Source organism: Streptomyces sp. NPDC058534 (assembly GCF_042717365.1).
In the GTDB taxonomy this organism is placed as follows: Bacteria; Actinomycetota; Actinomycetes; order Streptomycetales; family Streptomycetaceae; genus Streptomyces.
This window is the reverse complement of the sequence record NZ_JBHXNW010000030.1, coordinates 67,783-83,119: the sequence shown is the minus strand read 5'-3', so window position 1 is coordinate 83,119 and position 15,337 is coordinate 67,783. Positions and strand designations below refer to the sequence as shown.

The following is a 15,337-nucleotide window of genomic DNA, read 5'->3' as shown; positions in this document are numbered from 1 at the left end:
GGTGGGCGCGGCGGGGTGCTCTGGGCCTCGGGGTTTGGGCCCCGCCCCGGGGGGGGGGCTGGCGGCGACCCCCCCCCCCGGGCCCCCCCCGCCACCGGCCCACATTACTTTCTCCGTCCGGGCCCCTTCTCACGCCGTAGAGTTGCGCGCACGCCATCACGCAGACCCATATCGATACGAGGCCCCCACCGTGCGTCGACGCTCCCTCCTCATCGCCGTCCCCGCGGGACTGGTCACGCTCGCCGCATGCGGTGACGACGACTCCGGCTCTTCGAGCAACGCGAGCGACAGCGCGTCGCCCGAGGCGTCGGCCACGGCGTCGGCACCGCCGCCGCCGAAGATCGTCGACGGTCCGCTGCCGGCGATCACGGCGGGGACGAAGTTCGACGAGAAGCCGACGGTCGCCAAGGGCAGCGGGGAGCCGTCCAAGGACCTCGCGGTGAAGACGGTCATCGCGGGCGGCGGCAAGGCCGTCGCGGAGGGCGACTTCGTGTCGGCGAACTACCTCGGTCAGGTCTGGCAGAGCGCGAAGGTCTTCGACAACTCCTACGACCGCAAGACCCCGCTCGTCATCCAGCTCGCCCAGGGCAGCATCATCGACGGCTGGCGGTACGCGCTCACCGGCAAGAAGACCGGCAGCCGCGTCGAGTTCTCCGTCCCGCCCACCTGGGGGTACGGCGAGCAGGGCAACGAGCAGGCGGGCATCAAGGGTTCCGACACGCTGGTCTTCGTGGTCGACGTGCAGGACACCTTCAACGCCAAGAGCTCCGCCAAGGGCAAGGAGGTCGCGCAGGACGACGCGGCGCTGCCCGAGGTCGGCACCAACACCGACGGCAAGGCGCCCTCCATCGAGGTGCCCGAGACCGACGCGCCGAAGAAGCTCGCGGCGGAGTACGTCCTGGAGGGCGACGGCGCCGAGGTCGGCGCCCAGGACAGCGTCCTCGTGCAGTACAAGGGCGTCGTGTGGGACGGCGGCAAGGAGTTCGACTCGACGTACAGCAGGAAGCAGCTGACGTCGTTCTCGCTGCAGCAGGTCGTCAAGGGCTGGTCGCAGGGCCTGACCGGCAAGAAGGTCGGCAGTCGCGTCCTCATCGTCATTCCGCCGGACCTGGGGTACGGGGACAGCCCGCCGGAGGGCAGCGGCATCCAGAAGGACTCCACCCTGGTCTTCTCGGTCGACATCCTCGCGAAGATGTGACGCCTCGAAGATGTAAGACTTGGCCCGTTGCCTTTTCGCAGACAAGCAGGAGCTGAACACGTGAGCATCGACAAGCCCGAGGTCGACTTCCCGGGTGGCGAGCCCCCGGCGGACCTCGAGATCAAGGACATCTGGGAGGGCGACGGCCCGGTGGCCGAGGCCGGCCAGACGGTCACCGTGCACTACGTGGGTGTCGCCTTCAGCACCGGCGAGGAGTTCGACGCCAGCTGGAACCGCGGTACGCCCTTCCGCTTCCCGCTCGGTGGCGGCCGCGTCATCGCCGGCTGGGACCGGGGCGTGCAGGGCATGAAGGTCGGCGGCCGTCGTCAGCTGACCGTGCCGGCGCACCTCGCCTACGGCAACCAGAGCCCGACCCCGGCGATCAAGCCCGGCGAGACGCTGATCTTCGTGGTCGATCTGCTCGGAGTCTGATCGACGTCCGAACGGACAGTGATCAGAGCCGGTCATCCAGGGTCCATGCCTGTGCGGGCATGGGCCCTCGGTTTTTGCCGCGCCCCCGCGGGGCGGTACGGTCATCCGTCGTAAGCACCATAGGGAGAAGGGCGTCGATGGCCATTGCCAAGGCCGAGCGGCTGATGAACCTGGCGCTGTGTCTGCTCGGGACACGGCGGCCGCTCAGCAAGCGTGAGCTGCGCGAGTCGGTGGAGGCCTACCTTGAGGCGGGCTCCGACGACTCCTTCAACCGCATGTTCGAGCGCGACAAGGACGACCTGCGCGAACTCGGACTGGTCATCGAGACCGTGGAGAGCCTCGACGGCGAGATCGGCTACCTGGCCCGCCGGGACAGCAACCGGCTGCCGCCCATCACCCTGGACGCCGAGGAGGCCGCCGCGCTGGGGCTGGCCGCGAAGGTGTGGCAGCAGGCCCGGCTCGCCGGTGCCGCGAGCGGCGCCCTGCAGAAGCTGCGTGCGGCGGGACTGCCCGAGGACGTCGACCCGTACGAGCCGCACAGCGCCCTGGAGCCGCGCATCCCGGTGCACGAGGCGGCCTTCGAGCCGCTGATGCTCGCCTGCCGCGACCGCCGGCCCGTCGGCTTCGACTACCGCAAGGCGAACGCCGCCCAGCCCGAGCCCCGGCACGTGGAGCCCTGGGCGCTGGAGTGCTGGCGCGGGCACTGGTACCTGGCGGGCTTCGACCGTGACCGCGGGGCCGAGCGGGTGTTCCGGCTGTCGCGGATCACCGGCAGGGTCCGTTCGCGGGGCGGGCGGTTCACCGCGCCCGTGCCCGATGTCGTCACCGTCCGCGAGACGGTCGCGAGCTGGGCGGGGGAGACCGCCGACCGCTCCGCGCGGATCCGGCTGCGTACGGGCGCGGGATACCCCCTGCGGGCGAAGTCCACCGCCGTACGGGAACTGGGTGAGGGCTGGGACGAGTTGGAGATTCCGTACGGGCACGGCCTGGACGCCTGGCTGGTCGAGTTCGGGCCGGACGTGGTGGTGCTGGAGCCCGCGGAGTTGCGTGCGGACGTGGTGGACCGGCTGCGTGCCGTCGCCAAGGGCTGAGGGGGAGCGGACAACACTGTGGCAGGCAAACCGGTCAGGGCAGTGAACGCCATCGACCAGACCCGGCGGATGCTGTCCCTGGTGACGTATCTGAGGGAGCGTCCCGGGGCGCGGATCGAGGACGTCGCGCGGGCCTTCGGCATCACCGAGGACGAGCTGGTCTCCGACCTCGACGTGCTGCCGATGTGCGGCACCAGTTTCCGCGGCGGCGATCTGCTCGACATCGACACCGACGGTGAGCGCATCTGGTGGCACAACCCGGCCGCGCTCGGCGCGGACGCCGCGGAGCCGCTGCGGCTCGCCGCCGACGAGGCCACCGCGCTGCTGGTCGCCGCCCGGGCCGTGGCGACCCTGCCGGGCCTGCGCGAGAGCGACCGGCAGGCGCTGTTGCGGGCGACCGCCAAGGTGGAGACCTCGGCCGGGGAGGCCGCGGGCGCCAGTTCGCGCCTGTCCGTCACCTTCGAGTCCGAGGGCGGCGTCTTCGCCGACGTCGACCGGGCGATCTCCGAGCGCCGCCGGCTGTGGATCCGCTACTACTCACCGGCCCGCGACGAGGTCACCGAGCGCGAGATCGACCCCATCCGGCTGGTCAGCGTCGGGCACACCTACGTGGAGGCCTGGTGCCGCCGCTCCGAAGCGCGGCGCACCTTCCGGCTCGACCGGGTCGCCGAGATCCGCATCCTGGACGAGCCGTCCGCGCCGCCCGAGGTGGAGCTGCGGGACCTGTCGGAGGGGCTGGTGCAGCCCGCCGCCGAGGATCCGGAGGTCGTCGTCGAGGTCGGCCCGGGCGGGCGCTGGGTCGCCGAGTACTACCCGCACGACAGCGCGGACGAACGTCCCGACGGCGGACTGCGCATCACCCTGCGCACCCCCGAGCCGGCCTCCCTGCGGCGGCTGGCGCTGCGGCTGGGACGCGACGGCCGGATCGTCTCCCCGCCCGAGCTGGCCGACAGCGCCCGCCGCGCCGCCCGGGAGGCGCTGGCCGCCTACGACGGGATCGAGGCGGCCGGCCCGGAAGCCGGTGTCGAGACGGTCGAGGGCCCGCACGAAAGGCAGGAGCGAGGACTGTGAGCGAGCCCGTGGAACCAGGTGGGCCGGGCGTGTCGGCGGCGTCCGCGTTCGCGGGCATGAGACGTGTGTCGCCGATCGTGTTCAAGGCGGGCTGCCCGGACTGCCGGGGCCGCTTCGAACTCGCCGCGAGCGCCCTGCGGCTGGCCATCGGCGCCACCAGCCGCACCACCTTCTACTCGTTCACCTGCCCCGAGTGCGGGTCCGCGGTCCGCAAACCGGCGGGGGAGCGGGTCGTGGAACTGCTCACGGGCGGCGGGGTCAGGACACTGCGGCTGCACTCCACCGTCTAGTCTCGACGTCATGTTCTGGCCGATGTTCGCCGTTGCCGTGGGTTTCCTTGGTCTCGCCGTCCTCACGGTGTTCGCCGTGAAGGTGTTCGTGGAGACGCAGCGACTCGGCAGGCAGGTGACGGACTCGGCCCGCAGGATCAGCCGGGCAGCGGAGGATCTGGAGCGGGCGACCGAGAGCGCCGCCCGTTCCGTGGACGCCCTGTGAACGCGAGAACCGCGCCACACGGCCCCGTGACCGGCCCGACCGACACACGCGAGTCTCGTTTTGGACCGCTTTCGCCCTGTCACCCCACGGGCCCCTGAAGGTACGCTGCTGGTCGCGGCCCGGAAAACGAGGCCCGGCCGCGGACGGGAGTACGCACAGGGATTGCCTCACGTTCACCCCTGAGCGTTACGATCGCTGCACAAGACGATCGATCGGACGTATGTCCGACCGGTCGGACAGCACCCCAACCCAGCCGCCTCGGTGAGAAGGTAAAGACTTATGTTCGGAAGGCTCGGAGCCCCCGAGATCATTCTCATCCTCGTCGTCATCATCCTGCTGTTCGGCGCGAAGAAGCTTCCGGACATGGCGCGGTCCCTCGGCAAGTCGGCACGCATCCTCAAGAGCGAGGCCAAGCAGATGAAGAGCGAGGGCAAGAACGACTCGTCCGCCCCCGCCGACCCGCCGGGCCCCGAGCAGTCCGCGGCGCAGCGCACCATCCAGGCCGCCCCCGGCGACGTGACCAGCTCCCGGCCGGTCAACGAGCCGACGGACACGACCAAGCGCTGACGCAGGGCCGGTGACCTCCGGCCCGCCGCACGAGATGGGAACGTGGGTTGCTGAAGCCTGCCCGCACCAAGGAGAGGGACCCCGAGGGGCGGATGCCCCTCGCGGAGCACCTTCGTGAGCTCCGCAACCGGCTCGCGAAGGCGCTGTTGGCCATCGTCGCCGTCACCGTCGTCGGAGCCTTCTTCTACCAGGAGATCATCAACCTCCTCACCGAGCCGATCCTCGATTCGATCGGCTGTGAGAAGTCCTTCGCGGAGCTGGCCGAGTCGACGGCCGGCTCGGAGCCGTGCGCGCAGATCACCATCAACGGTCTGCTCGGTCCCTTCACCCTGGCGCTGAAGGTGTCGCTGACGGCGGGCATCGTGCTGGCCTCGCCGGTCTGGCTCTACCAGTTGTGGGCGTTCGTCGCCCCCGGGCTGCACAGGAGCGAGAAGAAGTACGCCTACGCGTTCGTCGCCACCGGCGCCCCGCTGTTCCTCGTCGGTGCCTACTTCGCCTACGCGGTGCTGCCCACCTCCGCGGAGGTGCTGATCGACTTCACCCCGAGCAACGTCGACAACCTGCTGCCGCTGGACGAACTGCTCGACCTCGTCACCCGCATGGTGATCGTCTTCGGTCTCTCCTTCGAGCTGCCCCTGCTGCTCGTGATGCTCAACTTCACCGGAGTGCTGACCGGCAAGAAGATGCTCGGCTGGTGGCGCGGGATGATCATGGGCATCACGCTGTTCGCGGCCATCGCCACGCCGAGCACGGACCCGCTGACCATGGTCATGCTGGCCGGGCCGATCTGGGTCCTGTACTTCGCCGCCGTCGGCGTCTCCCTCACGAACGACCGCCGCAGGCTCCGCCGCGAGGCTCTGGAGCCCGACGACGACGAGGCGTCGGACCTGGACCTGACCCCCGAGACCATCGGCGAGGTCGAGGCCGTGACCACCGCCCGCGCCCTGCCCGAGCAGGCCACGAAGGACCGGGTCAACGGCTACGACGACGTGACGTAGCACCGCCGGGGCGGTGACGGCCGCCGTCGCCGCCCCCACGGAACCCCCACAGGGCCGTTCCCGATAATGATCGTCCTGTTGTCAGTGCGGCCCGGTACGCTCGAAAGCACGATGACAGAGGATCTCTCACCGGCCGAGCGGTACGCGGCAGCCCGTCAGCGCGCTGTCGAGCAGGCCACCGCGCTCGCCTCCTTCCGCGAGATGTACGACTTCGGCCTCGACCCCTTCCAGATCGAGGCCTGTCAGGCCCTCGAGGCGGGCAAGGGCGTGCTGGTGGCCGCGCCCACGGGTTCCGGCAAGACGATCGTCGGCGAGTTCGCCGTCCACCTCGCCCTCCAGCAGGGCAAGAAGTGCTTCTACACGACGCCCATCAAGGCGCTGTCCAACCAGAAGTACGCCGACCTGTGCCGCCGCTACGGCACGGACCGCGTCGGCCTCCTCACCGGCGACAACAGCGTGAACCCGGAGGCCCCGGTCGTCGTCATGACCACCGAGGTCCTGCGGAACATGCTGTACGCGGGCTCTCAGACCCTCCTGGGCCTCGGGTACGTGGTCATGGACGAGGTGCACTACCTCTCCGACCGCTTCCGCGGCGCCGTGTGGGAGGAGGTGATCATCCACCTCCCCGAGTCCGTGACCCTGGTGTCACTGTCGGCGACCGTGTCCAATGCGGAGGAGTTCGGCGACTGGCTCGACACCGTCCGCGGCGACACCCAGGTGATCGTCTCCGAGCACCGGCCCGTGCCGCTGTTCCAGCACGTGCTCGCCGGCCGCCGGATGTACGACCTGTTCGAGGAGGGCGAGGGCCACAAGAAGGCCGTCAACCCGGACCTCACGCGCATGGCGCGCATGGAGGCGAGCCGCCCGTCCTACCAGGACCGCAGGCGCGGCCGCGCCATGAAGGAGGCCGACCGGGAGCGCGAGCGCCGACAGCGCTCCCGCGTGTGGACGCCGAGCCGGCCCGAGGTCATCGAGCGCCTCGACTCCGAAGGCCTGCTGCCCGCGATCACCTTCATCTTCAGCCGCGCCGCCTGCGAGGCCGCCGTCCAGCAGTGCCTGTACGCCGGCCTGCGGCTCAACGACGAGGACGCGCGGGGCCGGGTGCGCGCGCTCGTGGAGGAGCGCACCGCCTCCATCCCGACCGAGGACCTGCACGTCCTGGGGTACTACGAGTGGCTGGAGGGCCTGGAGCGCGGCATCGCCGCCCACCACGCGGGCATGCTGCCGACGTTCAAGGAGGTCGTCGAGGAGCTGTTCGTCCGCGGACTGGTGAAGGCCGTCTTCGCCACCGAGACCCTCGCCCTCGGCATCAACATGCCCGCCCGCTCGGTGGTGCTGGAGAAGCTCGTCAAGTGGAACGGCGAACAGCACGCCGACATCACCCCCGGCGAGTTCACCCAGCTCACCGGCCGGGCCGGCCGGCGCGGCATCGACGTCGAGGGTCACGCCGTCGTGCTGTGGCAGCGTGCGATGAACCCCGAACACCTCGCGGGACTGGCCGGCACCCGCACGTACCCGCTGCGCTCCAGCTTCCGGCCGTCGTACAACATGGCGGTCAACCTGGTCGGGCAGTTCGGCCGGCACCGCTCGCGGGAGCTGCTGGAGACCTCCTTCGCGCAGTTCCAGGCGGACAAGTCGGTCGTCGGCATCTCCCGGCAGGTGCAGCGCAACGAGGAGGGCCTGGAGGGCTACCAGGCCTCCATGACCTGCCACCTCGGCGACTTCGAGGAGTACGCGCGGCTGCGCCGCGAGCTGAAGGACCGGGAGACCGAACTGGCCAGGCAGGGCGCCGGCCAGCGGCGCGCCGAGGCCGCCGTGGCGCTGGAGAAGCTGAAGCCGGGCGACGTCATCCACGTGCCGACGGGCAAGTACGCGGGCCTCGCCCTGGTGCTGGACCCGGGGCTGCCCGCCGGCCGGTCCAACGGCCACCGCGGCTTCGAACACCACGACGGGCCCCGCCCGCTGGTGCTGACCGCCGAGCGGCAGGTCAAGCGGCTGGCGTCGATGGACTTCCCGGTGCCGGTCGAGGCGCTGGAGCGGATGCGCATCCCGAAGTCCTTCAACCCGCGCTCGCCCCAGTCCCGCCGCGACCTCGCCTCCGCGCTGCGCACCAAAGCCGGCCACATCCCGCCGGAGCGGGCCCGCAAGAAGCGGTCCCAGGCCGCCGACGACCGGGAGATCGCCCGGCTGCGCCAGGACATCCGCGCCCACCCCTGCCACGGCTGCGACGACCGCGAGGACCACGCCCGCTGGGCCGAGCGCTACCACCGGCTGCTGCGCGACACCTCGCAGCTGGAGCGCCGGATCGAGGGCCGGACGAACACCATCGCCCGTACCTTCGACCGGATCGTCGCGCTGCTGACCGAGCTGGACTACCTGCGCGGCGACGAGGTCACCGAGCACGGCAAGCGCCTCGCCCGGCTCTACGGCGAGCTGGACCTGCTCGCCAGCGAGTGCCTGCGCGAGGGCGTCTGGGAAGGGCTCTCCCCGGCCGAACTGGCCGCCTGCGTCTCGGCGCTGGTGTACGAGTCCAGGGTCGCCGACGACGCGATGGCGCCGAAGGTGCCCTCGGGCAAGGCCAAGGCCGCGCTCGGCGAGACGGTGCGGATCTGGGGCCGACTCGACGCCCTGGAGGAGGACTTCCGGATCAGCCAGACCGAGGGCGTCGGCCAGCGCGAGCCCGACCTCGGCTTCGCCTGGGCGGCGTTCATGTGGGCGTCCGGCAAGGGCCTCGACGAGGTGCTGCGCGAGGCGGAGATGCCGGCGGGCGACTTCGTGCGCTGGTGCAAGCAGGTCATCGACGTCCTCGGCCAGATCGCGGCCGCCGCACCCGCCCAGGGCTCCACGGTTCCGAAGAACGCGCGCAAGGCGGTCGAGGAGCTGCTGCGCGGAGTGGTCGCCTACTCGTCCGTGGGTTAGCCCGGGACAGACGGCACGTAGTGAAGGCCCGGCGGGAGACCGCCGGGCCTTCGCGCGTTCGCGGTGCGTCCGGCACCTTTTCCCTCATCACGGTGAGTGAAGTTCGTATGCCCATACGCGCTCACGCATCGTGTTCGAATGATTCCCCGCCGTGCAAAAGTGCCGACCTTACTCCAGCCCCCAGGCCCGTTTCAGGCGGTCGCTGAATATGACACGGCGTTGATCCCCTCGGACTAAGCTCGCCCGCAGCGCACCGAGTTGAGGTGTAATCGCGCGCTTGTTCCCAATGCGCCGAAGATCCAGGCAACTCCCAGACATACCCCGTCGCAAGCTCCCCCATCCCAGCCGATTCGTTTTCAGAGGGCCTACATGGTGAGTGTTGATTCCCCTCCAGGTCGCCGTGAACTTCCCTACGCGCGAACGCTGTTGCTGCCGGCCATACTGATGGCCGCGGCCACCGGGGCCGCCGTCGCCCTCGTGACGGAACCGGCCCGGCTCGCCGTCGGCCTGTGCGGTGCCGTCGCCACCCTGCTGGTGGTCTCCGCGGCGGCCGAGGCGGTACGCCGCGGCCGTGCATTGCGGGCCGAACGCGCCGCGCACGCCCGTCACAGCGCGTATCTGGAACACCGGGCGGCGAGCCACCACGAGGAGATGGTCGACCTCGGCGACGTCGTGCTGCCCGACGTGCTGAACTTCATGCGCAGGGGGAACACGCCCGCGGAGGTGATGCGCCGCCTCGGCGAGGTGAACCCCGGCTACACCGAACTCGGCGAGCCCCAGCGCCGGCTGATCCGCATGGTCTGCGACATCGTCGACCACCAGGACTCCATGCGCGAGTCCGCGGAGCGCTCCTTCGTCGACATCGCCCGCCGCGTCCAGGCGATCGTCCACCAGCAGAACAAGGAACTCCGCGAGATGGAGGAGGACCACGGGCGCAACCCCGAGGTCTTCGACGACCTCCTGCGCATCGACCACGGCACCTCGCTGATCGGCCGCCTCGCCGACTCCATCTCCGTGATCGGCGGCGGCCGGCCCGGACGTCAGTGGCCCGAGCCGGTCGCCCTCTACAGCGTGCTGCGCGGCGCCATGTCCCGGATCCTGGAGTACCGCCGGATCAACCTGGCCTCCATCGCCAAGGTCAACATCAAGGGCACCGCGGTCGAACCGGTCATCCACGCCGCGGCGGAGCTGCTCGACAACGCCACCCGCTACTCACCGCCCGCGGCCAAGGTGCACGTCACCGCGACCGAGGTGCAGAGCGGTGTCTGCATCGAGATCGAGGACGCCGGCGTCAGCCTCAGCGAGGAGTCCCGCGCCCGCATCGAGGGCCTGCTGGAGCAGGCCAAGCGCGGCACCGACGTGCAGGACCTCGCCCATCACCCGCGCCTGGGCCTGTCCGTCGTCGGCCGGCTGTGCACGCAGTTCGGTATGGACGTCTCGCTGCGGGCCTCCGCGTACGGCGGAGTCCGCGCCATCCTCATCGTGCCGAGCAAGATGATGACCACCGAGCCCGGCGTCGGCCTCGCCCACGGTATCGGCGCGACCTCGATCCCCACCCCGGGCCCGGATGCCCTGCCCGGACCGCAGCGCAAGCCCAAGAAGCGCCGCCCCACCAGCCCGCGCATCCCGGCCGGCGTCTCCATGGAGGACGACGTCCCCGAGGTCACCGAGTGGACGGCGGGCGGTCTGCCGCAGCGCCGCAGCCGGGTCAAGATGCCGCTCAGCCAACGCCTCGCCGAACAGGCGGTCTGGGAGCGCGAGGACGCCGAGCGCGAGGCCCGCCTGGCCGCCGAACGCGCCCGCAACGGCATCCCGGCGCCCGCGGAGCCCGAGCCCGCGCAGGAGAAGGACCAGGGTCTCCCGCCGGGGCACTTCATCGGCGCCTTCTGGGAGGGCCTCAAGCAGCACCCGGGCATCACCCAGGCCCACCAGCAGTCCAGCAGCGACGAGCCGGCCCACGCCCCGGCAGACGACGAGGGGAACCTCAAGTGATCGAGCAGCAAGGCAAGTTCGACTGGATGCTCCGGGACCTCTACGACGGCGTCCCGGGCATCGAGATGATCGTCGTGCTCTCCGCCGACGGCCTGCGCATCGCCCGCTACTCGGGGGACCCCGACGCCGCCGACCGGGTCGCCGCCGCCTGCGCGGGCCTGCAGAGCCTGGCGAGTGCCGTCAGCCAGGAGATCCCCACCAGCGACGGCGACATGAAGATGGTGCTCATCGAGATGAACGGCGGCTACTTCTACCTGATGGCCGCCGGCCCCAACGCCTACCTCGCCGTGCTCTCCGACGTCCGCTGCGAACCCGGCCGGATGGGCCTGAGCATGGCCGACCTGGTCGCCCGCATCGGCCCCCATCTCACCAGTCCCGCGCGGCGCAACGGGCAGACCGTATGACTCCTCCCCAACGCCAGAGGCGAACTCCCGGACAGGACCGGCCCGCCGAGTCCCCCGGTCCCGCCCCACCCGGCAAAGAGGGCGAGATCCGCAACCCCGAGCGGCTCTTCGTCATCGGCGGCGAGGGGAACGGCGAGCGCGCCGACATCGACCTGGTCACCCTGATCGTGGCCCGCGCGGACCCCCCGGTCTCCGCCACCCCGGAACAGGCCGCCCTGCTGCGGCTGTGTGCCGCACCCCTGTCCGTAGCCGAGCTGTCGGCCTACCTGAGCCTGCCGTTCAGTGTGGTGACCGTGCTGCTCACCGACCTGCTGGCGGCGGAACTGGTGCAGGCCCGCGCCTCGATCGTCCGCCAGAAGGTGGCCGACCGAAACCTCCTCGAAGCGGTGATGCATGGACTTCAAAAACTCTGACACGATCCCCGGCCCGCGCACCGAGGACCGGCTGCCGCACACGGCCGAGGCGGCCGTGAAGATCGTCATCGTGGGCGGTTTCGGCGTCGGCAAGACCACGATGGTCGGCTCGGTCAGCGAGATCAGACCGCTGACCACCGAGGAGACGATGACCCAGGCCGGCATCGGCGTCGACGACAACTACGGCTCCGCCTCCAAGACCGCCACCACGGTCGCCATGGACTTCGGCCGCATCAGCATCACCGACCAACTGGTGCTGTACCTCTTCGGCACACCCGGCCAGGAACGCTTCTGGTTCCTGTGGAACGGCCTGTTCGAAGGTGCCCTCGGCGCGGTCGTCCTGGTCGACACCCGCCGCCTGGAGGTCAGCTTCGACGTCATGGGCCGCCTGGAGGAGCGCGGCGTGCCCTTCGTGGTCGCCGCCAACACCTTCCCCGACGCGCCCCGTTACCCCGTCGCGGAGCTGCGGACCGCGCTCGACCTGCCCGAGGAGATCCCCATCCTCGACTGCGACGTACGGCGCCGCGCCTCCAGCCGCGACGTCCTGATGACCCTGATGCGCTTCCTGCACTCCCTCGCCATGAGGGGCGCGCTCACCTGAGCGTGCCCGGCCGACCCACCCCCTTGACCCACACTTCTGCTGCGGAGCGAGACTGTGACGCCTGAACGCCACTCCCCGACCGGAACGGGCGACCCCCTGCTCGACCCACCGCCCGGCTGCCCCGCGCACGGCCTCGGGCCGGGCGGACTGCACCGGCTGCACGAGGCGGACGACCTGGACGAGCTGTACGACAGGCTGCGCGAGCAGCACGGGCCGGTGGCGCCGGCGCTGCTCCACGACGACGTACCCATGTGGGTGGTCCTCGGACACGCCGAGAACCTGCACATGGTGAGCACCCCCGCCCAGTTCTGCCGCGACAGCCGGCTCTGGAACCCGCTCAACGAGGGCCTGGTCAAGCCCGACCACCCGCTGATGCCGCACATCGCCTGGCAGCCCATCTGCTCGCACGCCGAGGGCGACGAGCACAAACGGCTGCGCGGCGCGGTCACCAGCGCCATGTCCGGCCTCGACTTCCGGGAGCTGCGCCGGCACATCAAGCGGTACACCCAGCGCATCGTCAACCGGTTCTGCGAGGAGGGCCGCGCCGACCTCGTCGGACAGTTCGCCGAGCACCTGCCGATGGGTGTGATGTGCCACCTGCTCGGCATGCCCGACGAGTACAGCGACCGGATGGTGGAGGCGGCCCGCGACACCCTCAAGGGCACCGAGACGGCCATCGCCAGCCACGCCTACGTCATGGAGGCGCTGGGACGGCTCACCGAGGCACGTCGGGCCAACCCGCAGGACGACATCGCCGGGCGCCTCGTCAACCACCCGGCCGGGCTCACCGACGACGAGGTCAGGGAGCACCTGCGGGTGGTGCTCCTGGCCGCCTACGAGGCGACCGTCAACCTCATCGGCAACGTGCTGCGCGTGGTGCTGACCGACCCCGGCTTCCGCGCCCAGCTCAGCGGCGGTCAGATGACGGTGCCGGAGGCGGTCGAGCAGTCGCTGTGGGACGAGCCGCCGTTCAGCACCGTGTTCGCCTACTTCGCCAAGCAGGAGACGGAACTGGGCGGGCAACGCATCCGGGCCGGCGACGGACTGCTGCTGGGCATCGCGCCGGGCAACGTCGACCCGCGCATCCGCCCCGACCTCGACGCGAGCATGATGGGCAACCGCTCCCACCTCGCCTTCGGCGGCGGCCCGCACGAGTGCCCGGGGCAGGACATCGGGCGCGCCATCGCCGACGCGGGCATCGACGCGCTGCTGATGCGGCTGCCCGACGTCCAGCTCGACTGCGACGAGGACGAGCTGCGGTGGCGGTCCTCGATCGCCTCCCGGCACCTGGTGGAACTGCCGGTGCGGTTCGAGCCCAAGGAGCAGCAGGACATCATGCAGCAGCCGAGCCACGCGCCCGCCCCCGCGCGACGCCCCGGCTGGCACGTCGGCATCCCGAGGCCGGAAGAGCGGACGCAGCCGCCGGTCCCGTCGTACCCGCCGCAGCCGGTGCCCGCGAACGCCGCGCCGCCGCAGCCGGTGCCGTTCCCGGAGCAGCACCGGCCGCGCGGTGCCTGGCAGCGCTTCCTGCTCTGGTGGCGCGGCTACTGACCGCCGGCCCACTCCTCGTACGCCGTCCACGCCCCGAGGGACCGTCCGCTGCGGAAGCGGTGCTCCCGCCCCGTGACCGGATCGGTGAACCCCAGCTCCCGCGCCAGTAGTTGCAGCGGGCGCCGGAAGTCGCCGGCCGGCACGGGGGCGGTCACCTCGGGGTAGAGGGGGTCGCCGAGGATCGGGACGCCGAGGCTGTTCATGTGCACGCGCAGCTGGTGGGTCTGGCCGGTGCCGGGCACCAGCCGGTACCGCCCCAGCTCCGGACCCCCGTCAGGGGCCCGGTGGTGCGCGTCCAGCTCGACGCGGGTGACGGCGTTGGGCTCGCCCGCGACCTCGCGGGCGGCCAGGATCCCGCGTTCCTTGAGAATGCGGCTGCGCACGGTCCGGGGGAGGGCGAGCCCGGGGTCGTACGGGGCGACGGCCTCGTACTCCTTGCGCACCCGGCGGTCGCCGAACAGGCTCTGGTACGCGCCGCGTTCCTCGGGGCGCACGATGAACAGGACCAGTCCCGCGGTGAGCCGGTCCAGGCGGTGCGCGGCACCGAGCGCGGAGAGGTCCAGCTCCCGGCGCAGCCGCGCCAGCGCGGTCTCGGTGACGTGGCCGCCGCGCGGGGTGGTGGCCAGGAAGTGCGGTTTGTCGGCGACGACGATGTGCGCGTCGCGGTACACGACCTCCAGCGGGAAGGGCACCGGCACCTCGGCGGGCGTCTCGCGGTGGAACCACACGAACATCCCCGGCTCGTACGGCGCGTCCGCCGGCACCGCCCGCCCGTCCGCGGCCACGAACAGCCCGGCGGCGAACATGCCGTCGACGACGCCGGCGCCCGCGCCGGACAGCCGTTCCGCCAGGTGCTCGCGCACTGTGCCCCACGGGCCGTGCGCGGGCAGCCGCACCCGCACCGCGTCGATGCCGTCGCGCTGCGGCAGGGGTGAGGGCGGGGGAGCTGTACGGCGTCTCATCACCGTCAGCCTACGAGGCGGCCGCCGGCGCCGGAAAAACGCTGGGCCGCCGGCCCCGCCGGTTGGCAGGATGCGGCCCATGCCCTACCTGACGCACCCGGTCCTCGCCGCAGGCACCCTCTCCGGTACTCCGCAGCCCACGCTCCCCACCGGGGACGGCCTGCTGCTGCGCCCCTGGCGCGACGAGGACGCCCCCGACGTCCACGCGGCCTTCCAGGACCCGGTGATGCACCAGTGGCACATCCGGACCGCCGACTCCGAGGACGAGGTGTGCGGCTGGATCGCCGAGTGGCGGCAGGGCTGGGAGCGGGAGCGGAACGCCCAGTGGGCCGTCGTCGAGGCCGCCGACGACCTGCTGGTCGGCCGGGTCGCCCTGCGGGAGATCGTGCTCGGCGACGGGGTGGCCGAGGTCGCCTACTGGACCACCGCGGCCGCCCGTGGGCGAGGCGTCGCCGCCCGCGCCGCGCGGGCACTCGCCGCCTGGGCCCTGGACGAGGTCGGCTTCCAGCGCCTGGAACTCTCCCACGCGGTCGCCAACGACGCGTCCTGCCGGGTGGCCCACAAGGCTGGCTTCACGCCGGAGGGCACCAAGCGCAGCGCCCTGCTGCACCCCGACGGCTGGCACGACATGCACCTGCATGCC

General features: G+C 71.4%; 16 protein-coding genes. 15 read left to right on the top strand and 1 reads right to left on the bottom strand.

The window, feature by feature from the left end:
- Positions 1-190 precede the first annotated feature (190 nt).
- From ACFWR9_RS20045 to ACFWR9_RS19980, 14 genes are all read left to right on the top strand, one after another.
- Positions 191-1,198 carry an FKBP-type peptidyl-prolyl cis-trans isomerase gene (locus ACFWR9_RS20045; RefSeq protein ID WP_383843760.1) on the top strand — a complete coding sequence of 336 codons (1,008 nt, stop codon included), beginning with the start codon at positions 191-193 and terminating at the stop codon, positions 1,196-1,198.
- Positions 1,199-1,258: 60 nt separating this feature from the next.
- Positions 1,259-1,630, top strand: coding sequence for an FKBP-type peptidyl-prolyl cis-trans isomerase (locus ACFWR9_RS20040; RefSeq protein WP_383843757.1), 372 nt, complete (start codon positions 1,259-1,261; stop codon positions 1,628-1,630).
- A gap of 137 nt (positions 1,631-1,767) precedes the next feature.
- Positions 1,768-2,721: a helix-turn-helix transcriptional regulator gene (locus tag ACFWR9_RS20035; protein WP_383843755.1), complete on the top strand. Its 954-nt coding sequence runs from the start codon at positions 1,768-1,770 to the stop codon at positions 2,719-2,721.
- Between the two features lie 18 nt (positions 2,722-2,739).
- Complete coding sequence (locus tag ACFWR9_RS20030; RefSeq protein WP_383843752.1) at positions 2,740-3,792, top strand: helix-turn-helix transcriptional regulator; 1,053 nt, start codon at positions 2,740-2,742, stop codon at positions 3,790-3,792.
- A 56-nt stretch (positions 3,793-3,848) separates the two neighbouring features.
- A complete protein-coding gene (locus ACFWR9_RS20025; RefSeq protein ID WP_383843808.1) occupies positions 3,849-4,082 on the top strand; it encodes a hypothetical protein in 234 nt (77 codons plus the stop codon).
- 10 nt (positions 4,083-4,092) lie between these two features.
- A complete protein-coding gene (locus tag ACFWR9_RS20020; protein WP_383843749.1) occupies positions 4,093-4,287 on the top strand; it encodes a hypothetical protein in 195 nt (64 codons plus the stop codon).
- A 279-nt stretch (positions 4,288-4,566) separates the two neighbouring features.
- Positions 4,567-4,854 (top strand): Sec-independent protein translocase subunit TatA, encoded by a 288-nt coding sequence (gene tatA / locus ACFWR9_RS20015; RefSeq protein ID WP_383843746.1) that lies wholly within the window; start codon positions 4,567-4,569, stop codon positions 4,852-4,854.
- Positions 4,855-4,901: 47 nt separating this feature from the next.
- A complete protein-coding gene (gene tatC, locus ACFWR9_RS20010) occupies positions 4,902-5,852 on the top strand; it encodes a twin-arginine translocase subunit TatC (RefSeq protein WP_383843743.1) in 951 nt (316 codons plus the stop codon).
- A 66-nt stretch (positions 5,853-5,918) separates the two neighbouring features.
- Positions 5,919-8,771 carry a DEAD/DEAH box helicase gene (locus tag ACFWR9_RS20005; RefSeq protein WP_383843740.1) on the top strand — a complete coding sequence of 951 codons (2,853 nt, stop codon included), beginning with the start codon at positions 5,919-5,921 and terminating at the stop codon, positions 8,769-8,771.
- 369 nt (positions 8,772-9,140) lie between these two features.
- Entirely contained in the window at positions 9,141-10,763 is a 1,623-nt protein-coding gene (locus tag ACFWR9_RS20000; protein ID WP_383843737.1) for a sensor histidine kinase, read from the top strand.
- A gap of 26 nt (positions 10,764-10,789) precedes the next feature.
- Entirely contained in the window at positions 10,790-11,167 is a 378-nt protein-coding gene (locus tag ACFWR9_RS19995; protein ID WP_167308645.1) for a roadblock/LC7 domain-containing protein, read from the top strand.
- Positions 11,164-11,580 carry a DUF742 domain-containing protein gene (locus ACFWR9_RS19990; RefSeq protein WP_383843734.1) on the top strand — a complete coding sequence of 139 codons (417 nt, stop codon included), beginning with the start codon at positions 11,164-11,166 and terminating at the stop codon, positions 11,578-11,580. The genes ACFWR9_RS19995 and ACFWR9_RS19990 overlap by 4 nt, the downstream gene beginning before the upstream one ends.
- On the top strand, positions 11,561-12,181 hold the full coding sequence (locus ACFWR9_RS19985; protein WP_383843731.1) for an ATP/GTP-binding protein: 621 nt from the start codon (positions 11,561-11,563) through the stop codon (positions 12,179-12,181). Before ACFWR9_RS19990 ends, ACFWR9_RS19985 begins: the two co-directional genes overlap by 20 nt.
- A 54-nt stretch (positions 12,182-12,235) precedes the next feature.
- Entirely contained in the window at positions 12,236-13,732 is a 1,497-nt protein-coding gene (locus ACFWR9_RS19980; protein WP_383843728.1) for a cytochrome P450, read from the top strand.
- Here the strand turns inward: ACFWR9_RS19980 and ACFWR9_RS19975 are convergent.
- Positions 13,726-14,694, bottom strand: a complete 969-nt coding sequence (locus ACFWR9_RS19975; protein WP_383843725.1) for an RluA family pseudouridine synthase — start codon at positions 14,692-14,694, stop codon at positions 13,726-13,728. The two genes, ACFWR9_RS19980 and ACFWR9_RS19975, sit on opposite strands and share 7 nt — an antisense overlap.
- A gap of 79 nt (positions 14,695-14,773) precedes the next feature.
- On the opposite strand from ACFWR9_RS19975, the gene ACFWR9_RS19970 reads away from it, so the two are divergent.
- On the top strand, positions 14,774-15,337 hold a 564-nt coding region (locus ACFWR9_RS19970), incomplete at its 3' end, for a GNAT family N-acetyltransferase (RefSeq protein ID WP_383843722.1).